A 24,345-nucleotide genomic window follows, 5' to 3' on the forward strand; every position below is an offset into this window, starting at 1 on the left:
CGCAGGCTTGCCTTGTCTTTCGCCCGCATTGCTCACTGGCAGCCCGACCCTTTCTTTCAGTCTCTGTTGCCTTCAGTCTTCGTTGCCTCAGACCGTTGCAAACAGGGCGTTGAACTCCGCCCGCAAATCGACTTCGCTCGCATCGTCGGGCGCACGGAACGCGGCTTCTGCGGCCCTCGCCCGGCGCAAGCTCTCACCTGCCAGAACCGGCACGACATCCGCGACGGCCTTCATTTCCTCCATTATGCCATGACAATGCAAGACGAGATCAAGTCCCGCGGCAATGATGTTGCGCGCGCGGGTGGTCATGTCGCCGGCAAGCGCGTTCATCGACACGTCATCCGACATCAGCAGGCCGTCGAAGCCGATATGGCCACGAATGATCTCGCGCACGACCTTCGCAGAGGTGGTGGCCGGATTGTCCGGATCGATCGTTGTGAACACCATGTGCGCCGACATCGCCATTACCTCGTCCTTCATCGCAACGAAGGGCAGGAAGTCGCTCGCGGCAAGCTCGTCGAAGGTGGCGCTGACGACGGGCAGATTGTGGTGCGAATCGACGAAGGTGCGGCCGTGGCCCGGCATGTGCTTCATCACCGGCAGCATGCCGCCGGCCTTCAGCCCCTCGCCCATCGCACGGCCGATGGCCGTGACGGTCTCCGGATCGTGGCCGTAGGCGCGGTTGCCGATGACGTCGTGGCTGCCGGGCACCGGCACGTCGAGCACCGGCAGGCAATCGACGGTGATGCCGAAGCGCATCAGGTCAAAGGCATGCAAGCGCCCCATCAGCCAGGCGGCGCGCAGACCGAGCTCCCCGTCGCGGCGGTAGATCTCGCCGATCGCCGCGCCATTCGGATACTGCTGAACGAGCGGCGGGCGGATGCGTTGAACGCGTCCGCCTTCCTGGTCGATGAGCACGGGCGCATTCGGATTGCCGATGCTGTCGCGAAGGGCTGCCACCAGATCCGAGATCTGCTGCGCCTCGCCAATGTTGCGCCCGAACAGGATGAAACCCCACGGGCGTTCTGCCGCGAAGAAATCGCGCTCGTCGCTCGTGAGGGAAAGGCCCTTGCAGCCGGAGATAAATGCTTTTGATTCGCTCATCCCAAAAGCATAGAGCGCGGGCTGCCCGGCGCGAAGTCACAAAGACAGGGCCCCCCACTCATTTCACAAGGTCATGGGGCAATTGGAAGCCCGAAAACGCGAAAGGCGCGGCCTCCTCGGCCGCGCCTTTCGTCAACTCGATCACTATGCCCGTTTACTTGGTAACCAGGCAGCTTCCGCCGGCGCCCTTGTACTTGGAGCAAAGGGCATTGGCCTCGTCCTTCGAACCGGCCGGGATACGGACGCGGTAGTAGGTGCCCTTGCCGGCGATTTCCGCCTTGCGGATGTCGACACCGCGGCCGCCAATGACGCTTCCGAACTTGTTCGACAGGCTGTTGTAGGACTTCTGCGCCTCGGCTTCGGACGGCAGAGAGGCGACCTGGATGAAGTAGCCACCGGCCGGAACCGATGCGGTGGCAACCTGCTGTGCCGGCTGCGTCTCAGCCGGGAGAGCGGCCTGCTCTTGCGCCGGGCGGGCGTTTTCCACCGGCTGTGCGGCCGGGCGGGTCTGCGGCGTCGGAGCCTTTTCGCCACCGGCGGAAGCCGTCGTCGTAACGCTGCGCACCGGAACCTGCTCGATGTTGGCGTTGCCCGTTGCTGCGAGCGCGACCTGGTCGGTGCTGGCGGAAGCCTGACCTGCAGCCGCGACGTCGTTCGAAGGCGTTGCGGGCAGCGGCTGGGTCGTGCCGGCGACATCGGTCGCCGGTGCTGCAACCGGCTCTTCGCGAGCGACCAGCGTTCCATCCGGCTTGACGATCATCGTGCGCACCTTCCTCGGTGCGACGGCCGGCGTCTTGTCTTCTTCTTGGGCCGCGGTCTCGCTATTGCCGCCATCCGGCAGCAGGCGATCGCCGTCCTCTTCGTTCGGCAGAGCCGTCTGCAGGGTTTCGGCCTCGTTGCTGCCTTCGAGCGGCAGGGTTTCCGGCGTCAGCGTCCTCTGGACGACATCCATCGGCTCCTCGGTCGAAGAGACCAAGGCTTCCTGCTGCGGCGCGCCAGCCTGAGCACCGGCAACGCGATCATAAACCGCCTTGTCCTGGTTCGGCACGGTCTTGCCGCCCTTCTCCTCGGGCACGACCTTGACCGGGGCCTTGTCCGCCAGAATGATCTTCGGGCCTTCGGCCGAGTTGACCGCGCCGCTACCGCCCATCCAGGCGTAGACGGCAGCGCCACCAAGGATGATGACGCCGGCAACGCTTGCCGCCAGCAACATCGTGCGCTGCGAGCGACGGCCGGTGCCATATTCGCGGTATTCGCCGGCATCCTGCTGGCCCTGCGCCGCGGAAAGCCGTTCGGCATCGCGGGCGACGGCCGGGCGTTCGACGATCGAGCGGCGGAAGTCTTCTTCCATCGCCTTCTCAAATTCGTCGAAATCGTCAAGCGAGCCCTGACCCAAGGCCGGAGCAGCGGCAACAGCCGGCGCCGGACGGGCCGGTTCTACCTTTTCGACGGCAGCCGGACGGGTTTCCTTCACCGGAGCCGGCGTTCCGAAGAGCTGGGCCATTTCCGCATCGATATCGAGATCGTAGTCGGCCGGATAGGCGACCGGCTTCTCCGTCTCGATGACCGGCAGCTGCGGCACGTCCATGTCCGCGATCGGCGCCACGCCGTTCTCGGCTTCGGAAATCATCGAAGGATCGAAGGGCAGCGTGCTCTCGGGTTGTGCTTCCTGGCGCTCGACCGGCGCGGGGGCGACGTAAGGTTCGACGAACCGCTCCGGCTCGCGCTGCGGAATGGCGGCCTGCACGGCCGGCTTCACCGGTGTTTGCGGTACGACGGCGGCAACGACCGGCTCATCGAAAACAACGTCAGCAAAGTCGAGCTTCAGCGCCTCGTCGGAGAGCTCCATTTCGAAGTTCTCGATGTCGAAGCTCGGCTCGTGCTCCGGCTGCGCAACTGGCTTGGCCGCCTCGGCCACGGGTTCCGCGACCTGGACTGGGGCAGCAGCGACGGCAGTAACCGGCGCAGCAACAGCTGCAACGGGCGTTGCGACCGACGATACCAGCGGGCCGGCAAAGGCACGCTGCTGGCTGGCACCCGAGGCGGATGCGACCGGCGTCGCCCGGCTGAAGGTGGGCGTAAAGGGATAAGGGCTCTTCTTTATCGGAGCGGCAGTGGCAGCCGCTGGCGCGACCACCGGTGCCACGACAGGCTGCGTTTCCGAATGAAGAGCGGGATGCGATTGGACCGCGGCGGCAACCATCGCGGCAACCGGCGGAACCGGGAACCGTTCGATGTCGGCCAAGAGATCGTCGCGAGCGACATCCTGCTCGACGACTGGCTGAGCTGCGATCAGGTCTTCCTGATAGGAAGGCTCAATCTGATAGGAAGGCACAATTTCGCGCTCTTCGGCCACCACATCGAAGCGCGGCTGTTCAAAGGCCGAAAACGCATCTGCAACCGGAGCCGGCTCGGCCCAGGCCGAAGCGGCTTCGACGGCCGGCGGCTGCCACGTATTGACGATCTGGTCACGTGGATCGCTTTCCTGCGGCTCGACGTGAGGAGCAACCTCGGCAACATCGTCCGACAACAGGTCGGCTTCGCCAAGCGACAACTCGAGTTCGCGTTCAAGGTCGAACGCCGGCTCATCGACGTAGGCCTCAGTGTTGCCGGCTTCGGCAACCTGCGGCGCGACGGAGAAGGCGTGAACCTCGGCATAGTCCTCGTCAGCGACGGGGGCTGGCGCCGACTCGACGCGTTCGGGCTGGAGGAACACCGGCTCTTCAAGCTCGGCAACGGGCTCCGCCACCGGCTCTTCGTGCACGACGACGCGTTCTGCTACCGGCTCGAACCGAGGCTCATCTTGTTCGGCTACAGCCTCGAACCGCGGTTCTTCGATCGGAGCCGGCTGGACTGCAGCCGGCTGCGGCACGGACCGCGGCGCGTCGTAGCTGTCGAACGCGCGAAGCAGTTCGTCTTCGAGATCGAAGGCGGGGTCTTGACGCACCGCCTCCTGGTGTCGCTGCAGTTCCTGCAACTGTTGGACGGCCGGCCGGGCATCGTAACCGACGATCCGGGCGAGTTCGGCCAACGGATCATCGTCTGCCAATACATCGAATTCAGCCGGCCCGCTTCGTGCGAATTGTTTGTCTGCCATGCTCTCCACTCACAATTGCCTGTATCGCTGTGCCAGTGCATTGTGGGAAAATGGTGACAATACTTATCGCATTTCCTCCGGTGCGGAGGTGCCTGTAATAGACAGGCCGGATTTCAATACCGAAGCGACAGCATGCACCAGCCCGAGTCTGGCAGTACTTAATTCTCTATTTTTATCGTTAACAAAACGTAATTCTGGATTCTCTTTACCTTTGTTCCAATGACCGTGGAAGGCGGCGGCAAGATCATACAGGTAAAACGCGATGCGATGCGGCTCCTGAGCCTGCGCCGCAGCCTCGATGACTCGCGGATATTCTGCGAGCTTGGCAACGAGCTGCAGCTCAGCCGGATCCGAGATCTGGCCCAGAACGGCACTGGCGAGATCGGCCGATTCGAGGTTCAGGTCCGGGAATGCTTCCGCAGCCTGGCGGAAGACCGAGCGGCAGCGCGCATGCGCATACTGCACGTAGAAGACCGGGTTATCCTTTGACTGTTCTGTTACTTTAGCAAAATCGAAGTCGAGCGGTTCCGAGTTCTTCCGGTAGATCATCATGAAGCGCACCGGATCGCGGCCGACTTCATCGACGACGTCGCGCAGCGTGACGAAGTCACCGGAGCGCTTCGACATCTTCACCGGCTCGCCGTCGCGGAAGAGCTTGACCAGCTGGCACAACAGAACCGTAAGCTTCGACGATCCGCCCGAGACGGCGCGCGCCAGCGCTTCCAGACGCTTGACGTAGCCGCCGTGGTCGGCGCCGAGCACATAGATCATCTCGTCGAAGCCGCGGTCGAACTTGTCCTTGAAATAGGCAACGTCGGCGGCGAAGTAGGTATAGCTGCCATCCGACTTGATCAGCGGCCGGTCGATATCGTCACCAACCTCGGTCGAGCGGAACAGCGTCTGCTCGCGATCTTCCCAGTCTTCCGGCAACTGCCCCTTCGGCGGCGGCAGCGTGCCCTTGTAGACGTGACCCTTGAAGGTCAGGTCGTTGATCGCGGTGCGGATGGCGGCAGCACCGTTCGCGTGCAGCGTGCGCTCGGAGAAGAAGACGTCGTGATTGACGTTCAGCGCCGCGAGATCCTCGCGGATCATCGCCATCATCGCGTCGATCGTCCGGTCCTTGACGAGCGGCATCCACTTGTCTTCGGGCATCAGTCGAAGGCTGGTGCCGTATTCGTCGGCGAGCGCCTCGCCGACCGGCACGAGATAATCGCCCGGATAAAGGCCCGGCGGGATCTCGCCGATCTCTTCACCGAGAGCCTGGCGATAACGCAGGAATGCCGACCGTGCGAGAACGTCGATCTGCGACCCCGCATCGTTGATGTAGTATTCCTTGGTGACCTCATAGCCGGAGAAGGCCAGAAGGTTGGCCAGCGCGTCGCCGACAACGGCGCCACGGCAATGGCCGACATGCATCGGGCCGGTCGGGTTGGCCGATACGTATTCGACGTTGACCTTGCGGCCGCCACCGAGTGCGCTGCGGCCGTAGTCGACGCCCGCACGCGCCATGTCCGACAGCAGCTTCTGCCAGTAGGAAACCGAAAGGCGGACGTTGATGAAGCCCGGACCGGCAACGGAAACGTCGGTGACTTCCGGGTCCTGCTTGAGCTTCTCGACGATGAGTTCGGCAAGCGCGCGGGGGTTCATGCCGAGCGGCTTTGCCAGCACCATCGCAGCATTGGTCGCAACATCACCATGGCTCGGATCGCGCGGCGGCTCGACATTGACACGGCCGAAGTCAAGCTCGGATCGCTTTTCTCGAACGCTTTCAAGCGTTTCGAGAATGTCCTTAATTCTTGATTCGAAGTCCGTGAAGAGATTCATCTGATCCGTCCGCTTTTCCCGGCCACGAGTGACCGGCGCAAAACTCAAAAAGGAGGCTCGGTTCGGCCGAACCGTAAGCCTCCGGGCGGGGCGTCCCTAGCGCAAATCGGGCGTATGGTCAAACAAGCGCTTGTGCACGCTGATCGCAAAAGTGTCAGTCATGCCGGCGAGGTAGTCGCCGACGTGCCGCGCCCGCGCCGGCTCCGCCATGCCGGCAATCTGGTCGATCCAATAGTGCTCCCGCATCAGCTGCGGGTCGTCCATGAAGGCATGGTAGAGCTCGCAGACGATCGAGGCGGCATTTTCGCGCACGCGCATGACTTCCGGGTGCCGGTAGATCCGGGTCATCAGCAGGCGCTTGATCTGCTTGTCCGTCTCGCCCATCTCCTCGGAGAAGGTCGCCATCACGGTGCCGGCCTGGCGCACATCAGCAGCGCTCTGCGGGCGTATCTCGCCGATGCGCTGTTGCGCGACGCCGATCACGTCCTCGACCATCGCCGTGATCTGCCGACGCATGATCTCATGCGTGAAGCGGCTGCTCTCAAGACCGGGATAACGGTCGTGAACCTCGCGCATCAGGCGCGCGAGAAACGGCACGTCCTCGAGCATTTCGAAGGTGAGATAGCCGGCCCGCAGGCCGTCGTCGATGTCATGGGTGTTGTAGGCGATATCGTCGGCGATGGCCGCGACCTGCGCCTCGAGGCTCGCAAAGCTCGCCAGTTCCAGATCATGCAGCGCGCAATAATCAAGGATCGGTTGCGGCACCGGCCCACGGGTGCCCTCACCGTCTGCAGTCAGCAACGGCCCGTTGTGCTTGACCAGGCCTTCCAGGCTCTCCCAGGTCAGGTTCAGCCCATCGAACTCGGCGTAGCGCCGCTCGAGCTTGGTGACGATGCGCAGCGACTGGGCATTGTGATCGAAGCCGCCATAGGGCTTCAGCATGTCGTGAAGGGCATCCTCGCCCGTATGGCCAAAGGGCGTGTGGCCGAAATCGTGCACGAGAGCGACGCCCTCGGCCAGATCTTCGTCGAGCTTGAGCGCGCGCGCCAGAGCCCGGGCGATCTGCGCCACCTCGATCGTGTGCGTCAGGCGGGTGCGGTAGTGATCGCCGTCGGCGGCAATGAAGACCTGCGTCTTGTGCTTCAGGCGGCGAAACGCCGTGGTGTGCACGATGCGGTCGCGGTCGCGCTGAAAATCGGAGCGCGTCGCGCTCGTCGCTTCGGGAAAGAGCCGGCCGCGTGTCATCCAGGGATTCGACGCGAACGGCGCATGTTCACCATAACCGAAGCCGAGCGCATTTTTGTCGAATGTCATCTTCCACCTAATTCGTCGTCCCATTGACGGGGCATTCAAGCCTTCATACCTATAGTGAAAGCTACGGAAACGCGTGATGCAAGATCGACCGATTCCGCAAGCGGAGGCAACGGCTTGGCCGCCGGTCTTGAATAAAGCCCCGAAACCGGCCAGATCGCGTGCTTGAATATAGGGCAATTCTCTCCGGTTCTTGACCCCGGCAGGAGGCAGATATGACGCATGAAACCGTGACCCTCTCGGATGCTGCAGCGAAGCGGATCGCCACGATCCTGCGTTCCGACAGCCACAACAACGCCATGAGGGTGTCCGTCGAGGGCGGCGGCTGCTCGGGCTTTTCCTACAAGTTCGACCTGGTCGACAGCAGCAATGATGACGACCTGGTCCTGGAAAAGCACGAGGCAAAGGTGCTGATCGACAGCCTGTCGCTTGTCTATATGGGCGGCTCGGAAATCGACTTCGTCGACAACCTGCTCGGCCAGTCGTTTCAGATCAAGAATCCGAATGCGGTTGCAAGCTGCGGATGCGGAACGAGTTTCTCCATCTGACGCCAGCGCCTCACGCCTTCTTCGCCGGCTCCGTTTCAACCACGAACGGAGCCGTTTGCGTCAGAGATAGGGCGATCCCAGCCAGAGAATGCGGTTCGCCAATCGATCGGCGAAGGACTTCTTGCGCAGCCTTTCGAGCGTGACCGGCTCCGCTGAGGCGAGAATGTCGGAGATCGTGCGATTGATCGCCTCGGCGAACCCTTGGTCGAGAACCTCGAGATCGAACTCGAAATTAAGCCGCAAGGAGCGTGGGTCGAGATTGGTGGACCCGACATAGGCCCAGCGGTCGTCCACGGTCAAAAGCTTGGAGTGGTTGAAAGCCCCCTTCGCCCGCCACACACGACAATGGCCCTTCAGCACCTGATCGAACTGCGCAGTCATCGCCCTGTCGACCAGTAGCAGATTGTTGACCGCGGGAACGATGACATCCACCTCGACGCCGCGGCGCGCGGCCGTGACGAGCGCGCTGATGAGTTCGCGGTCCGGCAGAAAATAGGGCGACATCACCCGGATGTTCTTCTGCGCGACCGAAAACGCCCCCATGAGCATCTTGTGATTGGTCTCGTTGGTGGCGTCCGGCCCGGATGGCACGGCGCGCATCAACACCGACGGCGCCTCGGCCGGCAGCGGCGCCTCTTCGATCGCCCAGGCGGAACCCGCCAAAACCTCGCCGCTTGAGAATTGCCAATCTTCGGCCGAGACCTGGAAGATATCGGCGACCACCGGCCCGAGCATGCGGAAATGCGTGTCCTGCGCCGGTGACTGACCGGCGATCTCACTGGTGAAGCCCACCCGGATGTTCATGCCGCCGGCAAAGGCAACTTGACCGTCGACCACGAGGATCTTGCGGTGCGTGCGCAGGTTGGCATAGGGCAGCCGTAGCCCCATGATGATGTTGCCGTTGAACACCGCCGTCGGAACGCCTGCCGCCTCCAGGTACCCGACAATGCTCGGCACAGAGTAACGCGCGCCAACGGCGTCGATCAGCACCCGCACCTCGACGCCGCGCGCCACGGCCGCGATCAGAGCGTCGGCAAAGCGCAGGCCGATGACGTCGCGATCGAAGATATAGCTTTCGAGCAGGATCGAGCGCCGCGCGCCAGCGATCGCTTCCAACATCGCGGCATAGGCGGCGTCGCCGCCGGCGAGCACCGATATGCGATTGCCCGTGCACATGCGATGGCGCGAAACGCGGTCGCCGAGTATCTTCATCGCCGCAAACCGGTCGCCGAACCGCACCGCTATGTCAGCGTCCGACACGTCGAAGCGGCCGAACTGATCCGGCCCCTGCCCGCGCAACAGCGCGCGCTGCGAGCCGATCGAGGAGCGCCTGATGCGGTTGATGCCGCCAACGGCGTATATCAGTGCGCCGACGATCGGCGAAAGCAGGACGACACCGACCCAGCCGGCCGCGGCGCGCACGTCGTCCTTCGTCATCGCGGCATGAATGGCCGCGGGGATGCCAAGCGCGAAGGACAGGAGCGCCAGGATATGCGGCCAATAATTCTGCACGAGATCGATCATGGGCGGGACTATAGCCGGCCATCGGGCGGAATCAATTCGGCGCCTGAAGCGTATACCGTATCGACCGCCGCTGCCCCGATAAGAAGCGCCGGCGCGCTTCGCGCGCGCTGTTGAAAACCCGCAGGTAGCGGATTTGTCAAAAGAATCCGGAGCGGCTAGAAATGAGCCCGCCAAGGACTTAACCGACATGGAAGGGCGTTTCGAGCCATGAAGATTGCCACCTGGAACATCAATGGCGTCAAGGCGCGAATCGACAGCCTGTTGGCCTGGCTGAAGGAAAGCGGGCCGGATATTGTCTGCCTGCAGGAAATCAAGTCGGTAGACGACGGCTTTCCGCGCCTCGAGATCGAAGCGCTCGGCTATCATGTCGAAACACACGGCCAGAAGGGCTTCAATGGCGTCGCGCTGCTTTCTAAGCTGCGGCCGGACGAGGTCAACCGGGGCCTGCCTGGGGACGATACGGACGAACAGTCACGGTTCATCGAAGGTGTCTTCTCGGTCGAAGGCGGCGTGATTCGCGTCTGCTCGCTCTACCTTCCGAACGGAAATCCCGTCGACAGCGAGAAGTACCCCTACAAGCTCGCCTGGATGCGCCGGCTTGAGGCCTATGCGAAGCAGCGCCTGTTGCTCGAAGAACCCTTCATCCTTGCCGGCGACTACAACGTCATCCCTGAGGAACACGACTGCTGGGACATCAGGGTCTGGCAGAACGACGCCCTCTTCCTGCCGGAAACGCGCGCGGCATTTCGTCGGCTACGCAATCTCGGCTTCACCGACGCGGTGCGCGCGACGTCGGACGCTGTGCCGCTCTATACGTTCTGGGATTATCAGGCCGGCTGCTGGCCGAAGAATTTCGGCATCCGCATCGACCATCTGATGCTGTCGCCGGAGGCAACCGACCGCCTGGTGTCGACATCCATCGACAAGCATGTCCGCGCCTGGGAGAAGCCCTCGGACCACGTGCCCGTGATCGGAACGTTTTCGTTCGCGCCCACTTCAGCCTAAGGCGCGTTATTCCAGATCTTACTATGTGGAGAATGATCCCTGGGCCGGGCCGGTTTGGGGATCGTCCGACGAAACAATCAGTCGTCGTCGCCCTGCATATGCAGGTTCTGCGACAGTGCGATGGCCGTGCGCCGATCGTCCTCGCTGGCAAGCGAGAAGGCCTGCTCCTGCATCGATTGCATCCAGGGCCGATCCTTCGGCGAACACTGATCGAGCGCCGCGGTCATGAACGCAAGACCACGAACGGTCTGGCCTTCCTGGAAAATCACGTTGCCAAAGACACCCATGGCGCCGGCGTGACCGCTCTTGCGCGCACGGTTGAGCCACTTCTTGGCCTGCTGAACGTTCACGCTACCGCCCTCGCCCGACAGGAGCATGCGCGCGAGCTGGAACTGCGCCTCGGCGACGCCGAAGGTCGATGCCGCTTGGAAATAGAGCTGGCGCGCCTGGGACAGGTCGGACTTGATCGGGCTGTCGGGAATACCACGGCGATAATAGCCGGCAAGGGAGATCAACGCGTTGACGAAGTAACCGGTGTCTTCCGAGCCCGGCTCTACGCCCTGCTGGGCGATTTCGCTGTAGATCTTGAAGGCTTCGAGGTCGTTCTCGGCGACACCGTCGCCATAGGCGTACATGTTGGCGAGAGCCCAGCGGGAGCCGGTGTGGCCCTTTTCGGCAGCGTATTTGTAAGCTTCTACGGCCTCGTCCTTGCGGCCATTCTTGTAGGCGGAAAACCCGAACTTGAAGAGGGCGAAAGGACCCGATTCCTTGGTGACGCCCGCACCGGGATCAAAAGCGTAGGCCGGCATGGCGAGGGTCCCACAGACCGCCAGCGACACGCCGAGTATCGCAACCTTTAGTGACTTTAGTTCACCCGCAAGCATCACAGTCTAATTCTTCCGTTCCAGCCGGCCACGCCGAACCCATCACCGCTGCAAACACACAAGCCCGGACGACCCGCCGCCGCGAACTTCACCCACTTCGCCGACCGAGCCGACGCAATCTTTCCACAATGAAACTTCGACATAGTTCCCGAAGCTGTCATTTTAATGGACCACTTGCACTGGCGTGCCGCAGGCCACATCTGTCATGACGGTCGTCGATCCAAGTTTCATTTCACCCCAAACGCTGCAGGTATCACACTCACATTGCAGGCTTGTTCCTATATCGCTGCTCCCTGTTTGTGGCGGGAAATGGACATAGCCGGAACGAGTCTGATCCTAGCAAACTCTAGCATTAAAAGTGTTGCTGAATCGTCACATTGCGGGACAGTGCGGACGCGTGGTTAAGGGGCTCCACACAAAAGAAAGGCCCGGTAAAAACCGGGCCTTGAGCAATGAGTAGGGCGAAGGGTCAGAACTTGACTTTGACAGATGTCGAAATGGCGCCGACAAAATCGCTGTCGAAATCATAGGAAACGCGCTTGCCGTACTCGCGACCATCCTTGGTGACGACGCCGGAATGCCCGCCGGTCATGAGACCGACCGCACCGGCCAAGCGCCATTCGATGTTCTCGCTCGCCGCATAGGAAACACCGGCACCCAGCGTCCAGGTGTCGGTCTGCGATCCAAGGCCAGTGCTCGTACCACGATCCCAGGTCAGGCTGGCCGCTCCGCTCCATTTTTCATCGAACTTGTGTCCTACGCCACCCGAAACCGTCCAGCCGTCGCGATAGAGGAGATCCAGAGATGTGGCTTCAACTACGCTTCCGGTCGTACAGGCAACGGCACCGCGTGTGGAGGTCGGGCAGAAGGGCAGGCTTTGAAGCTGGCTCCAGTCCGTCCACTTGACCGAGCCGAAGACGACCCAGCCTGGAGCCACACCGGTCTGGATCTTGAATTCGAGCGAGTCCGGCATGTCCGCCGTGCCATAGACGTCGGTAACCTTGCCAAACAGCGGGTTGCCGGGAACCTTGATCTCGCGCAGATCGAGCGTGCCGGTGACATCACCCAGATCGACGGCGCTGTTGTAGACTAGGCTCGCACGAACGGCATACTCCGGGATTTCGTAGGCAACGCCAGCACGCCAGCCGTAGCCGTCACCTTCCAGCTTCAGCCGACCGACACCCGTTCCGAAAGCGGCAGGAAGATTGCCCAGCGCCAGTCGATCCTTGAAACCGCTGACCTCCTGATAGAAGACACCACCAATGACCCGAAACTGGCCAGGCCCGACAGCCCACTTATACGAGCAGGTCGCCGCATAGTTGTCGCTCTTGATCTTGGTCTCGATGTTGTCGTTGGCGCCCGCCCAATTGATGCCTGGATTACTGTGCGCACCCCAGGGCTGCGAGTAATCAGCCATACAGTCCACACTGTCGCCAAAACCGGCCTTGATGCCGACACGCGGCACCCAGTAGCTTTCTGTGTCCCGAATGCCCTCGCTCGGACGATTGCTGAGATCGCCGTCACCGCCGAGCAAAGGGCTGGTTCGGTTGCCATCCTTCACATTGTTCAGTTCACGCTGCGGATTAACATAGGTCGCCGATGCTTCTGCAGCATAGTCCGACGGATCGAACAGCAGATCGATATTGTAACCACCGCGCTCAAGACCGCCCGCGTGCGCGGCGGAGGCAAACAGCAAACCCGCTGCTACCGACAGAACACCCCGCTTAAAATTCATGTGAGCCATCCAGCTCCTCCCCCTGCACTGCAAACTGCGACATTCCACCTCATGTCGTGTGGGCCGAAGTATTCTCACGATCCCGTGAAATCGCAAATGCGAGATCTAGCAGGTAGCACGCTCGATCGGTCACAGAATTTACGTAAGATTCTCATGATTTAGCCACAATGGCGCCAGATCGGAACCATTTTTCTAAAATCATGGATGAAATCCACTAAATTAGAATGGATTTCCAAACCATCGAAAACCTGTGTCACCGGAACAACATTATCGCTTTTTGCGGTAGAACGGCGAAAAACTCCGTTGAAGTTCCGTTCAAACACCACGCGCGCTTAATCGCTCGCCCAGCGGATTCAACTGATCGAATCAATGCCAAATCTCGATAGGCGGAAGTTTATCTTGTATTTCTAAAATAAAAATCCGCGGCATTTCTGCCGCGGATTTCGATTCTTGACCGTCGCGCATTCCCTTGAACGCCCGCGTCGTTCCCGGCGAATTTCTCGCCTCAGCCGGCCTCGGCGACGCGCGTCAGCGCAACGCTCAGCGATTCCTTCTGGAGATCGAGTTCGACGAGACGCTCACGTTCCGCTTCGACCAGCTCCGGCTTGGCGTTGGCGACAAACTTCTCGTTTGCCAGCTTGCCGAGGATGCGCTCGCGCTCGGCTTCCACCTTGGCGATCGCCTTCTCAAGCCGCGCTTTCTCGGCCGAGAGGTCAATCAGGTTTCCGAGCGGCAGGCAGGCCGTTGCCTCGCCAACGACGATCTGGGCGCTGCCGCGCGGGGCGACGGTGGCGTGATCGATGTGCTCGACACGCGCCAGGCGACCGATCGCCTGGGCATGCTGCTGCAGGCGCTCGCGCGTCAGGTTGTTGGCACCGACCACGATCAACGGTGCCGTTGCCGCCGGCGGAACGTTCATCTCCGAACGGACCGAACGAATGCCCGAGACCAGATCGATCAGCCAGTTGATCTCGTCGGCCGCCGTGTCATCGGCATAGGACGGCGCCGGCCATTCGGCGTGGCACAGCAACGTCGAGCGCTCCTGCCCCTCGCCCGCCGTCTGCGCCCAGAGTTCTTCCGTCATGAACGGCATGAATGGGTGCAGCAGCTTGTAGATCTCGTCGAGAACGTAAGCGACGCAAGCCTGCGACTCGCGCTTTGCCGCTTCGTCCTCGCCACCGAAGATCGGCTTCAGCAGTTCTAGGTACCAGTCGCAGAACTGGTTCCAGACGAACCGGTAGAGGCTGCCGGCCGCGTCGTTGAAGCGATAGGCATCGAGCGCCTCGGTAACGTCCCGGATGGTGCGCGACAGTTCCGTCAGGATCCAGCGGTTGACGGTGAGCGACGAGGCTTCGGGAATGAAGCCATCACTGCTGGTCACGCCGTTCATCTGGGCAAAGCGCGTCGCGTTCCACAGCTTGGTGCCGAAGTTGCGGTAGCCGGCAATGCGCGCCGGGTCGAGCTTCACGTCGCGCCCCTGGGCCGCCATGATCGCCAGCGTGAAGCGCAGGGCGTCGGCGCCGTATTCGTCGATCAGTTCGAGCGGATCGATGACGTTGCCCTTCGACTTCGACATCTTCTGGCCGTTCTTGTCGCGAACGAGCGCATGGACATAGACCGTATGGAACGGCTCGACCGGGGTACCGTCGGCATCCTTCATGAAATGCAGGCCCATCATCATCATCCGGGCGACCCAGAAGAAGATGATGTCGAAGCCGGTGACCAGAACATCGGTCTGGTAATACTTCTCCAGTTCCGGCGTCTCGTTCGGCCAGCCGAGCGTGGAGAACGGCCAGAGCGCCGAGGAGAACCAGGTGTCGAGCACGTCTTCGTCGCGCGTCAGGATTTCGCCCGGCTTGAAGTTCTCGAGCAAGTCCTCGACATAGGCCTTCATCGGGCCTTCATGCGCCAGATAGTGCTGGATCGCGGCGTGCAGCGCCTCTTCCTCGGTCTTTTCGACGAAGACCTGGCCGTCCGGACCATACCAGGCCGGAATCTGATGCCCCCACCAAAGCTGACGGGAAACGCACCAGGGCTGGATGTTTTCCATCCACTCGTAATAGGTCTTTTCCCAGTTCTTCGGAACGAAGTTGGTGCGGCCTTCCTTGACAGCGGCGATCGCCGGCTTCGCCAGCGTCTTCGCATCGACGTACCATTGTTCCGTCAGGCGCGGCTCGATCGGCACGCCACCGCGATCGCCATGGGGAACCATGTGCTTGTGCGGCTCGATCTTGTCGAGCAGGCCCGCCTCTTCGAAGATGCGGACGATGATCTTGCGCGCTTCGAAGCGGTCCTTGCCTTCGAGTTCGTCCCAGGCGCCATGCAGGGCAGCCGGATCGCTGAGCCCTTCGAGGAAATCCTCGTTGTCCTTGATGGTGATGCGCCCTTCGATCGTCATGATGCTGATCGCGCGCAGACCGGCGCGCTTGCCGACGTCAAAGTCGTTGAAATCATGCGCAGGTGTGATCTTCACCGCGCCGGTGCCGGCGGTCGGGTCCGCGTAGTCGTCGGCAACGACCGGAATACGGCGACCGACGATCGGCAGGATGACGTGCTTGCCGATCAGCGGCTTGTAGCGCTCATCCTCGGGATTGACGGCGATGCCGCTGTCTCCGAGCATGGTTTCGGGACGGGTGGTGGCAACGACGAGATAATCGCGCTTTTCCCACTCGGTCGCCTTGCCGTCTTCATCGAAGGCAACCGGATAGTCGAAGGTGACGCCGGGCTCGAGCGGATAACGCAGGTGCCAGAGGTTGCCGTTGATCTCGTGCTGCTCGACTTCCAGATCCGATATCGCGGTCAGAAGCTTCGGGTCCCAGTTGACCAGGCGCTTGTCCTTGTAGATCAGGCCTTCCTTGTAGAGCGAAACGAAGACCTCAAGAACGGCCTCGGACAGCCCTTCGTCCATGGTGAAGCGTTCGCGCGACCAGTCACAGGACGCGCCGAGCCGCTTCAACTGGTTGAAGATGAGCCCGCCCGATTCGGCTTTCCATTCCCAGACCTTCTCGATGAAGGCTTCGCGGCCCATCTGCCGGCGATGCTGCTGGCTCTCCATCAGCTTGCGCTCGACGACCATCTGGGTCGCGATGCCGGCATGGTCCATGCCTGGCTGCCACAACACGTCCTTGCCGCGCATGCGTTCAAAGCGAACGAGCACGTCCTGAAGCGTGTTGTTGAGCGCGTGGCCCATGTGCAGCGAACCCGTCACGTTCGGCGGCGGGATCACGATGCAGAAACTGTCGGCGCCGGGCTTGGCACCCGCCCCTGCACGAAACGCGTTTTCTTCGTCCCACTTCTTGGCGATACGCGGGTCGACGGATGCGGAATCGTAGGTCTTATCAAGCATTTTGGAGCCAATTTACGAGATTGATGTCAGCGTCTTGTAAACAAGAACGGCCGGTGCAAGTCAACATGAACGCAAAAAGCCGCGACGATCGCGCGGCTTCCTTGATGTTCGGCTTCGGCTTTTAGCGCCGAGGGCCGCGTGCAACCCGCTCGATCTCCTCGCGAACGAGCCGCTCGACAAGCGTCGGAAGATTGTCGTCGAGCCATTCCTGCAGCATCGGCCGCAGCATCGCCTCGGCAATTTCATCAAAGGAACGTCGCGATCCCTGATCCACTGCGTGGGCAAGGTCGCCGAAGGACTGAGCGACCTTGCGGCCGACCTCCGGGGAGACGATCGCCGCAAGTGCCGTCTCCGGCGCGGGCGCATCCAGCGCGACAGCTGCCACGGGCGGAATCGCGCTTAAAACTTCCGGTAGTTCGACTGGCAGGGGCGCGGCGACCTCCGGCTCGGCCGGCGCCTCAACTTCGGCAACCGGCTCGATCACCGGCGCTTTCGGGGCAGAAACCGCGGCCATGCGCGAGGTGACGACAGGGCTGTCCTGAATGGCGACGACCTGCGGCGCAGGCTGAACCTCCCGTGCGGGAAAACCCGTGGCATGACGCTCGGAGGCGGCCCGAACCCGCGCCGCGACATCGGCCAGCGAAAGCGGCGGCTGTGCTGCCGACGACGGCTCCGTCTGTACCGCCGGGCTGTCCACGGCCGGCGCGACGGAGGCCGACTTGGGGGGCTCGTCCCGCTCATCGCGTCGGCCAAAGGCGATCGTCTCGATCTCGCTGTCGATGGTCAGCTCGATCTCGTCGCTGGCCTCGTCCTCGAACTGCTCCTGCGGCGCGAATCCGGCCTGGCCGGGTTCGTTGCTCTCAATGATCTTGCGAATGGATGCCAGGATTTCATCCATCGACGGTTCACGCGCGACATTGAGCTGTGCCATTTCCATCCTCGTTTGACGCGGCAGACATGTGTTCCAAAACTGGACATGCGCCGATTTCCGACAAACCTTAAGTGAGTTCGTGGACGAAACAAACGCCACGAATCAGTCCCCCGGATTCTTGCACAGATTTGTTTTCAGGGAAAAAATAGAAACGCCCCGGGGATACCGGGGCGCTCCTGCAATTTCTGGAAAGACGAGAGGACGCTCTTAGCGACCGTCCACGGTCCGCAGGCCGATCCACTTGTCCTTGACCGCCTCGTAGTGCTCCTCGGAGCGATATTCCGCGACCTGAAGCCCCTGGTCCTTGACCGTCAGCCGCGCGGAGGCCGCTAGCAGCGAATAGCTGGCGACAACGGCGTCGCGTTGCGCCAGAGCGAGGAGTTCCTGCGCCTGAAGCACGTCCTGCTGCGAATCGAGTACGTCGAGGGTCGTGCGCTGGCCGACCTTGCGCTCTTCGATCACACCATCGAGCGCCAGCTTGGCAGCGGAAATCTGCGCCTTGTTGGCAGAGATGCGCGCAATCGCGGCTTCCAGCTGAGCATAGGCGGAGACGATGGTCTGCTGCACCGAAGCGCGAGCGGAATCGACGAGGATGCGCTGCTGACCCAGGCGTTCCTTCGCCTGGCGGATCTGGCCGTATTCGGCACCGCCCTGGTAGATCGGAACCTCAAGGCGAGCGGTGATGCTGGAGCTGTTGGTGTCCAGACCAAGCTCGCCGGCGTTCCCGGTGGTGCGACCGACCTGACCCTGCAGCGTCACGCCCGGGAGCATCGTGCCTTCGGCCGACTTGACCTGATAACCGGCCGAATCAACGGAGTACTGTGCCGACAGAATGATCGGGCTTTCGCGCAGCCCGGTCGCGACGGCCTGATCGAGCGAACGCGGCAGGGCCTTTTGAGCCGGCGAAGCCTGCTTGATGCCCCGCGGCACATCACCGACGATCTGCACATAGGTCGCTTCGCTCTGCTTGAGCTGAGCGACGGCGACGATCAGCTGCGACTGCGCGTTGGCCAGCGACGCTTCGGCGAGGCTCACGTCCGTGCGGGTGCCTTCACCCACGTCGAGGCGGGCCTTGGCCGCGTTCACCTGCTCCTGAAGGAAGGCGATGTTCTGCTTGCGGATCGATACGAGCTGCTGGTCGCGCGCGATGTTGGAATAGATGGTCGCGGCCGAAAGGAGGATCGATATCTCGTTGGCACGCAGCGATTCGCGGGTTGCAAACACGTTCGATTCGGCGGCGCGAACATTGTTCAGTGTCTGAAAGCCGTCAAACACCATCTGGTTTACGGTGATGCCGACCTGTCCCTGGTGGATGTCTTGGCTCAGGGTCTTTTCCCTGTCGATGGTCGAAAGCGTTCCGGACGCGAAGGCCGCCACCTGGGGGCGAAAGCCAGACTTGGCGATCGGCACACTCTCATCGGTCGCCCTGAGGCCGGCCCGCGCGGCGTTCAGGTCAGGGTTGTTTGCGTAGGCTTTGGCCATTGCGCCGAAGATCGTCTCGGCCAGTACTGCTTGCGGTGCAAGCAGCAAGCTTGTCGAAACGGCGGCCATGAGGGCCGCTTTGCGGACAATCGACACCATTACTTCTCTCTCCGATCGGGGCGGCAGAGCCTGCCCTCTATTTCCGCGGCGCCGCTCTTTTTGCAAAAAGCGACCCCAACTAGACACGGCGATGAAGCGCTCACACCGCCCACTGGTGAGCAAATCACTACCACTGCACTCTTTGAAACCCGGAATCAGCATTCCGACAACTGGGCAGCCATACTCTGCGCAGCCATTTCAAAAAGAAACAAGTACCCCGTTGCGAATTGGCAACATTGTTATTTTAGCAGCGCATTTAATTGTTGATATCCCTCAATAAGTGGGACCTCAAAAAACAAATTCCTGTGCACGACGGAAGCCGGGGAGCGGCTTGACCGCGGTGTTGAAATCGGGGCGCTCGGACGTCTTTCCGTGCTCGTGCACATAGAGTTTAGCGCGAGAAGCATTGCCAAATCCTTCAACGACCACGAGCCGCCCGCCATCGCGCAGCTGACCGAACAAAGCGGTCGGCAGGACTTCGACCGAGCCGTGAACGAAGATCACGTCGTAGGGTGCCTCGGCGGCGTATCCCTTCTCGAGTTCGCCGGTTACGACGGCGATGTTGTCGTAGCCGAGGCGGGACAGCGTTTCGGTCGCGGTGGCAGCGAGGCCTTCATCGCTTTCGAGCGCGACGACCGAACCTGCAACCTGCGACAGCAATGCGGATGCATAGCCGGTGCCGCAGCCGATCTCCAGAACGACATCGGACTTGGCGATTTCGGCCAACTGGAGAAGCTTGGCGAGCGGCGACGGCTCCATCAGGAAACGCGGCGCGTTGCCGTTGGCAACCTCGAGCGCGATATCGGTGTCGATGTAGGCGAGCTCTTTCATCTTGGCAGGCACGAATTCCTCGCGCGGCACGCTCAGGAACGCGGACAGGATCGAGTGGGACGTGACATCCGTCGTGCGGATCTGGTTGTCCACCATCTTGGTGCGCGCTGCTTCGAAATTCATGGTAGTGCCCTCGTGGTCCGGATAGGCGCGGCGCCCGGTTTCGGGCAAGCACGCACGATCGTCTACTGGCTCCCGTCGGAAAGCCTTTGAGGTAAGCTCATAAATCGGCGACCGGCCGGTTTCAAGCGACAGCGGCAATTTGCGCCGGAAAAACGGGAGGGAATTGCACCGCGAACAGCGGAGGCGACACGATTGCCGGCCGGGATCAGCGTCCCGGCGCGCCTTCCAGCCCGACGAGGGCAATCTTGGTGTAGCCGGCGTTTTGGATGAGGTTCATCACCGTCATCAGCTCGCCGTAGTCGACAGCCTTGTCCGCCCGCAGCAGGACGCGTGTCTCGGTATTGCCTTCAGTCAGGCGCTTCAACTCGTCGGCAAAGCTCTCGCGTGCCGTTTCATCGTTGCCGATCGCGAGTGCCAGATCGGCTTTCAGCGTCACGAAGACCGGCTTGTCGTCCCGCGGGGCCGGCTTGGCGGCCGATTGCGGCAGGTCGACCTTCATGTCCACGGTGGCAAGCGGCGCCGCCACCATGAAGATGATCAGCAGCACCAGCATGACGTCAATGAAGGGGGTGACGTTGATCTCGGCGTTTTCGTCGAGATCGCCGCCGCCGTCGCTGATTTTTCCAGCCATGGGTCACCCGATCCTTGCGATGGTCGTCTCGGCGTGACCGAAGTCCTGGCGGCGCGGCTGCGCCTTGCGGGCCAGGCGATGGTCGAGGTCGCGGCTGACAAGCCGCTCAACGGCCGCAGCGGCATCGGCGAGAATCACCTTGTAGCCACCGACCGAGCGGGCAAAATAGTTGTAGATGACGACGGCCGGGATCGCCGCCACCAGCCCGATGGCGGTCGCCAGGAGCGCCTCCGCAATGCCCGGCGCCACGATCGCCAGATTGGTCGTCTGCGCCTTGCTGATGCCGATGAAGGAATTCATGATCCCCCAGACCGTGCCGAACAGACCGACGAACGGGCCGACGGAACCGATTGAGGCCAGGATGCCGGTGCCGCTTGTCATGCGCTTGCCGGCGCGAACCTCGATGCGGGTCAGAAGCGACGAAACACGCTCCTTAAGGCCGCCCGTCGGCGCGTGATCGATCACCGCCTCCGAGCGGGCCATCTCGTCGATCGCCGCGGCAACCATTTCGGGCGCCGGTCCCGACTTGCCGTCGAAGGCCCCCTTGACGTCTGCCAGGCCGTTGGCAGCCGACAGCAGGCGAACCGCGCGCGTCAGGCGCGCCTTGGCGCCGAAGAGTTCCAGCAGCTTGACCACAAAAATCGCCCAGGTGGCGACGGACGCCAGCGCAAGACCAATCATCACGCTCTTCACCACCACGTCGGCGGCCATGAACATGCCGATTGGAGAAAGGTCGTGCGGCAGCACCGGGCTTGCTGCGCCCTCGCCTGTTGCAGACGCGCTTTCAGCCGTCGTCGTGGCGCCTTCAACCGCGACCGGAGCCCCCTCGCCCGACGTGGCGGCTGGAGCTTGCAGCGTCGGCTGCGCCTGTGTCGCCGGGTCAACCGGCGGAACGGTTGCGGCCGTGCCCTGACCTTCCGCCACCGGCGCGGATGCGGACGGCGCGGTTGCGCCGCTCTGCGTGCCGTCAGCCGCGGGTGCGGACGTTGTCGCTTGTGCCAGGGCGGCCGTCGGAGAAGCTGCGGAGGACAGGACCAGCATTGCGGCTGCCAGCAAATTGATCGTCGATCGGGCTCGTCTCGGCATCTCGTTCCTCACGTACTGGTCCGGTTCGTCGTGTCAGGGCGAAGGGTTTGCCGTCATCCGCCGCCACCCTTGCGCGCTTCCGAGGCTGTTTACGCAAAGGAAAACCGAATGACAAGGATTTGTGGAGTTTATCAATCAAGAATAATTTCGCAACCGTCCATTGCCCAGGCTGGACCGACGTTTTCAGGGCGTCGGCTGCTCTTCGACGAAGGCGCCGCTGCGCCAATCATAGGTGCGATGCCGTTCCCAGGGACGGGCAAGCGTCGTGAAAGCCGGCCGGAATTGCATGGCGGGTGAACTGAGCCCCTCCTGCTGTTCCGCCCGGATTTCGATTGCGCCGGTGCGGCGCAGCGTACCGACATCGACGATGCGGCCTCTGTGCACTGCGCACGCTTCGGCATCGACCCGCGCAGCGACCACGATCAGGTCTGCCTGATCACACAGGGCGGGAAAGAGGCGCGGATTTTCGAGATTGACGATCGTCCAGCCGACCGCACTGCGCGCGGCGCACCATTGCTTGTCGCGGCAGACGAAACTGCCTGCCTTGCTTGCCGCGATCGCCGATGAAAAATCGGCACGGATCGCGGCAGCCTTCTCTCCCTCAATCGGCGGCGCTCTTCTGACCGCCTGTTCCATAGCCGGATAAAGACCGTCGGCCGCAGGCGGAAGCGTGGCCGGCCGCTCATGTTTCCCGACGATGAGCGCCCTTTGCCATTGCGAAAATATGAAATCCGGCGGGCGCGGCCGGTTCGTTGCGATGGCATCATCCGTGACAAAGCCGACGAGCCGGCCGTCCTCGGCGATCACAATATCGGGCCGGCTGCCGCCTTCGAATACCAGGCTGAGAAAGCCTGCGCAGATCAGCACGATGCCAGAGATTGCGAGCCAACTGCGCAGGACGCAAAGAAAGACACCGCCGATCGCGATCAGCACGAAGCCGACGGGGCCGATGCGGCCGGTCACGACCTCGCCATCGAGCGACGTCACGAACCGCGCGACGTCGAGCATCCGATCGAGACCCCACGCCATCGCCATCAAAGGCAGATGCTCGAGCCCGAACGGCATCAGCAGCATGGCGAACAGCCCGAACGGCATGATCACGATGCTGATCAGCGGCATGGTGAGAATGTTTGCGATGAGGCCATAGGCCGGCAGCCTGTGGAAGTAGGCGATCGAATAGACCGACGTTGCCAGACCGCCGATGAGGGAGGTGATCAGGATGCCTGCGGCCACGCCGGTGATGAGGCGTCCCTTATAGCGACTGCCGGACGCTTCGGTCTTTCCGGTGCGCCGTTCGCGCCAGCGCCCGTAGCCGGCAACCAGCGCCAGTGTGGCGGCGAAGGACATCTGGAAGCCTGGCCCGGCCACGGCCGAGGGCATGAGCACGACGATGACGATTGCAGCGAGTGCAACGTTGCGCAGGCTGATCGACATGCGATCGAAGAACACCGCGACCAGCATGATCGAGATCATGATCCAGGCGCGCAGTGCCGATACGGCGCCGCCCGAGATGAGAATGTAGAGGCAGACCATCAGCAGCGCACCGGCCGCAGCCACCTTCTTGATCGGCACGCGGTGCGCGAGCCCCGGCACCATGCTGAGAACGGTTCGCGCGCCGATCAGAAAGGTGCCGGCTGCCAGCGCCATATTGAGGCCGGAGATCGCCAGCACGTGCGCCAACCCAGCCTGTCGCAGCACCTCGACCGTCTCCCGGCTGATTGCCCTTTCCTCTGCGGTGACCAGTGCCGCCGCAAGCGCGCCGGTATCGCCGCCGATCGACGAGCGGATCCTCTCGCCGACCGTTTCCCGCATCGCGGCCATCGTCTTTCTCGTCGCCGAAAGCAGCGCGGCCACGGTGCCACCCTCTTCGCTCGCGGCCTTCTCGGATAACTTCGGCGCGCCGTAGAAAAACCCGACGGCGCCGATTCCCTTGAAATAACTGTCGAAGGCGAAATCGTTCAGGCCGGGCAGCGCCGGGCCTGAGGGCGGAGACAGGCGCGCCCTGCCCTCGATCAGAGCGCCGAGCGGAAACGGCTCCCCAGAGCCCCGCGTCACCAGCGTCGCCTTCAGCGGCTGACGGCGCAGCTTTGGCCGGCTCGTTTCCTCGATCTCCAGCCCGTAACGCCACCGGCCGCGATCATCCTGCTCGCGTGAAAAGACCGTGCCCCGCAGGTTCGTGGTGACCGGAGCGTCGAGAACAACCGTGTCGGTGCGCCATGTCTCGATCGCGACCAGCAGCATGCCAGCGATGAACAGCGTCACGGCAACCAGCGGAGGACCCACCGGCGCCAGTTTCCACCGACAGACCAGCGCTGCCATTCCGAAAATGCAAAGCAGCACTGCAAGATTGGCAATCCGGATATCGAAGGGCAGCGCCAGCCAGGCGAGTACACCGAAGATCAAGAACACCGGGATCAACACAAAACCGTGACCGAATGCCCGTTCCTCTTCGATCGCTGCGAGGAATGCCGGCTTGACGGCGGCAGGCCGGAAACGGGCTGTACGGCTCGCAATTGCCCGCCACGACGGCCGGAGAAACAGGGGTAGCCGCCCTGTTGCAGGCACGGTCGCCGCGATTACGGCGGCGTCGGAACCGGGCAGCCCGAAGCTGCCGCGTTCGACGTCGAGCGGCGCTTGCCGCATTTCCGTTTCGCTCATTGCGCCAACTTTAGCCCCTGACTTCGCGGCCGATCATGCAACCAACGTCTCGCAACTGCAACCGAGGCGCTATCTGCCGAAAAAAGCGGCAAACCTATATAGAATGGTACCGCACCATCATCGGAC

The 24,345-nt window shown here is 62.3% G+C and carries 17 protein-coding genes; 3 read left to right on the forward strand and 14 right to left on the reverse strand.

Annotated elements, in window-relative coordinates:
- Positions 1–87 precede the first annotated feature (87 nt).
- Both nagZ and OKW20_RS14835 read right to left on the reverse strand, forming a co-directional pair.
- Complete coding sequence (nagZ, locus tag OKW20_RS14830; protein ID WP_043611577.1) at positions 88–1,104, reverse strand: beta-N-acetylhexosaminidase; 1,017 nt, start codon at positions 1,102–1,104, stop codon at positions 88–90.
- A 154-nt stretch (positions 1,105–1,258) separates the two neighbouring features.
- Positions 1,259–3,250: an SPOR domain-containing protein gene (locus tag OKW20_RS14835; RefSeq protein WP_245281559.1), complete on the reverse strand. Its 1,992-nt coding sequence runs from the start codon at positions 3,248–3,250 to the stop codon at positions 1,259–1,261.
- A gap of 30 nt (positions 3,251–3,280) precedes the next feature.
- Here OKW20_RS14835 and OKW20_RS14840 point away from each other — a divergent pair, with 30 nt between their 5' ends.
- Complete coding sequence (locus OKW20_RS14840) at positions 3,281–4,258, forward strand: hypothetical protein (protein WP_245281558.1); 978 nt, start codon at positions 3,281–3,283, stop codon at positions 4,256–4,258.
- A gap of 6 nt (positions 4,259–4,264) precedes the next feature.
- Here the strand turns inward: OKW20_RS14840 and argS are convergent, their stop codons facing one another.
- Entirely contained in the window at positions 4,265–6,025 is a 1,761-nt protein-coding gene (gene argS, locus OKW20_RS14845; protein WP_043611573.1) for an arginine--tRNA ligase, read from the reverse strand.
- A 96-nt stretch (positions 6,026–6,121) separates the two neighbouring features.
- On the reverse strand, positions 6,122–7,339 hold the full coding sequence (locus OKW20_RS14850) for a deoxyguanosinetriphosphate triphosphohydrolase (RefSeq protein ID WP_043611571.1): 1,218 nt from the start codon (positions 7,337–7,339) through the stop codon (positions 6,122–6,124).
- Positions 7,340–7,551: 212 nt separating this feature from the next.
- On the opposite strand from OKW20_RS14850, the gene erpA reads away from it, so the two are divergent.
- Entirely contained in the window at positions 7,552–7,884 is a 333-nt protein-coding gene (gene erpA / locus OKW20_RS14855; RefSeq protein ID WP_043611569.1) for an iron-sulfur cluster insertion protein ErpA, read from the forward strand.
- A 60-nt stretch (positions 7,885–7,944) separates the two neighbouring features.
- Here erpA and OKW20_RS14860 read toward each other — a convergent pair whose 3' ends face one another.
- Positions 7,945–9,408 (reverse strand): phospholipase D-like domain-containing protein, encoded by a 1,464-nt coding sequence (locus OKW20_RS14860; protein ID WP_043611566.1) that lies wholly within the window; start codon positions 9,406–9,408, stop codon positions 7,945–7,947.
- Between the two features lie 207 nt (positions 9,409–9,615).
- Here OKW20_RS14860 and xth point away from each other — a divergent pair, with 207 nt between their 5' ends.
- Complete coding sequence (gene xth / locus OKW20_RS14865) at positions 9,616–10,413, forward strand: exodeoxyribonuclease III (protein ID WP_429173217.1); 798 nt, start codon at positions 9,616–9,618, stop codon at positions 10,411–10,413.
- Positions 10,414–10,490: 77 nt separating this feature from the next.
- On the opposite strand, the gene exoR is transcribed toward xth, so the two are convergent.
- The 9 genes from exoR to OKW20_RS14910 form a co-directional block, all read right to left on the reverse strand.
- Entirely contained in the window at positions 10,491–11,297 is an 807-nt protein-coding gene (exoR, locus tag OKW20_RS14870) for an exopolysaccharide production regulator ExoR (protein WP_429173219.1), read from the reverse strand.
- A gap of 469 nt (positions 11,298–11,766) precedes the next feature.
- Complete coding sequence (locus OKW20_RS14875; RefSeq protein ID WP_429173221.1) at positions 11,767–13,041, reverse strand: OmpP1/FadL family transporter; 1,275 nt, start codon at positions 13,039–13,041, stop codon at positions 11,767–11,769.
- A gap of 496 nt (positions 13,042–13,537) precedes the next feature.
- Positions 13,538–16,378: a valine--tRNA ligase gene (locus tag OKW20_RS14880; RefSeq protein ID WP_192446049.1), complete on the reverse strand. Its 2,841-nt coding sequence runs from the start codon at positions 16,376–16,378 to the stop codon at positions 13,538–13,540.
- Between the two features lie 121 nt (positions 16,379–16,499).
- Positions 16,500–17,309, reverse strand: coding sequence for a DUF2497 domain-containing protein (locus OKW20_RS14885; RefSeq protein WP_429173224.1), 810 nt, complete (start codon positions 17,307–17,309; stop codon positions 16,500–16,502).
- A 207-nt stretch (positions 17,310–17,516) separates the two neighbouring features.
- Positions 17,517–18,890, reverse strand: a complete 1,374-nt coding sequence (locus OKW20_RS14890; protein WP_043611553.1) for a TolC family outer membrane protein — start codon at positions 18,888–18,890, stop codon at positions 17,517–17,519.
- A 288-nt stretch (positions 18,891–19,178) separates the two neighbouring features.
- A complete protein-coding gene (locus OKW20_RS14895) occupies positions 19,179–19,844 on the reverse strand; it encodes a protein-L-isoaspartate O-methyltransferase family protein (protein ID WP_043611551.1) in 666 nt (221 codons plus the stop codon).
- A 205-nt stretch (positions 19,845–20,049) separates the two neighbouring features.
- Complete coding sequence (gene exbD, locus OKW20_RS14900) at positions 20,050–20,475, reverse strand: TonB system transport protein ExbD (protein ID WP_034796684.1); 426 nt, start codon at positions 20,473–20,475, stop codon at positions 20,050–20,052.
- Positions 20,476–20,478: 3 nt separating this feature from the next.
- Entirely contained in the window at positions 20,479–21,561 is a 1,083-nt protein-coding gene (gene exbB, locus OKW20_RS14905; RefSeq protein ID WP_429173227.1) for a tonB-system energizer ExbB, read from the reverse strand.
- A gap of 183 nt (positions 21,562–21,744) precedes the next feature.
- On the reverse strand, positions 21,745–24,219 hold the full coding sequence (locus OKW20_RS14910) for a ComEC/Rec2 family competence protein (protein ID WP_429173230.1): 2,475 nt from the start codon (positions 24,217–24,219) through the stop codon (positions 21,745–21,747).
- Positions 24,220–24,345 lie beyond the last annotated feature (126 nt).

It is taken from the genome of Ensifer sp. LBL (assembly GCF_050435225.1).
Taxonomy (GTDB): Bacteria; Pseudomonadota; Alphaproteobacteria; order Rhizobiales; family Rhizobiaceae; genus Ensifer.

Bases quoted from the DNA above. Each gene is read 5' to 3' on its own strand.
- nagZ (WP_043611577.1), bottom strand. From the start codon at position 1,104: ATGAGCGAATCAAAAGCATTTATCTCCGGCTGCAAGGGCCTTTCCCTC.
- OKW20_RS14840 (WP_245281558.1), top strand. From the start codon at position 3,281: ATGCGATTGGACCGCGGCGGCAACCATCGCGGCAACCGGCGGAACCGG.
- argS (WP_043611573.1), bottom strand. From the start codon at position 6,025: ATGAATCTCTTCACGGACTTCGAATCAAGAATTAAGGACATTCTCGAA.
- OKW20_RS14850 (WP_043611571.1), bottom strand. From the start codon at position 7,339: ATGACATTCGACAAAAATGCGCTCGGCTTCGGTTATGGTGAACATGCG.
- erpA (WP_043611569.1), top strand. From the start codon at position 7,552: ATGACGCATGAAACCGTGACCCTCTCGGATGCTGCAGCGAAGCGGATC.
- OKW20_RS14860 (WP_043611566.1), bottom strand. From the start codon at position 9,408: ATGATCGATCTCGTGCAGAATTATTGGCCGCATATCCTGGCGCTCCTG.
- xth (WP_429173217.1), top strand. From the start codon at position 9,616: ATGAAGATTGCCACCTGGAACATCAATGGCGTCAAGGCGCGAATCGAC.
- exoR (WP_429173219.1), bottom strand. From the start codon at position 11,297: ATGCTTGCGGGTGAACTAAAGTCACTAAAGGTTGCGATACTCGGCGTG.
- OKW20_RS14875 (WP_429173221.1), bottom strand. From the start codon at position 13,041: ATGGCTCACATGAATTTTAAGCGGGGTGTTCTGTCGGTAGCAGCGGGT.
- OKW20_RS14880 (WP_192446049.1), bottom strand. From the start codon at position 16,378: ATGCTTGATAAGACCTACGATTCCGCATCCGTCGACCCGCGTATCGCC.
- OKW20_RS14885 (WP_429173224.1), bottom strand. From the start codon at position 17,309: ATGGCACAGCTCAATGTCGCGCGTGAACCGTCGATGGATGAAATCCTG.
- OKW20_RS14890 (WP_043611553.1), bottom strand. From the start codon at position 18,890: ATGGTGTCGATTGTCCGCAAAGCGGCCCTCATGGCCGCCGTTTCGACA.
- OKW20_RS14895 (WP_043611551.1), bottom strand. From the start codon at position 19,844: ATGAATTTCGAAGCAGCGCGCACCAAGATGGTGGACAACCAGATCCGC.
- exbD (WP_034796684.1), bottom strand. From the start codon at position 20,475: ATGGCTGGAAAAATCAGCGACGGCGGCGGCGATCTCGACGAAAACGCC.
- exbB (WP_429173227.1), bottom strand. From the start codon at position 21,561: ATGCCGAGACGAGCCCGATCGACGATCAATTTGCTGGCAGCCGCAATG.
- OKW20_RS14910 (WP_429173230.1), bottom strand. From the start codon at position 24,219: ATGAGCGAAACGGAAATGCGGCAAGCGCCGCTCGACGTCGAACGCGGC.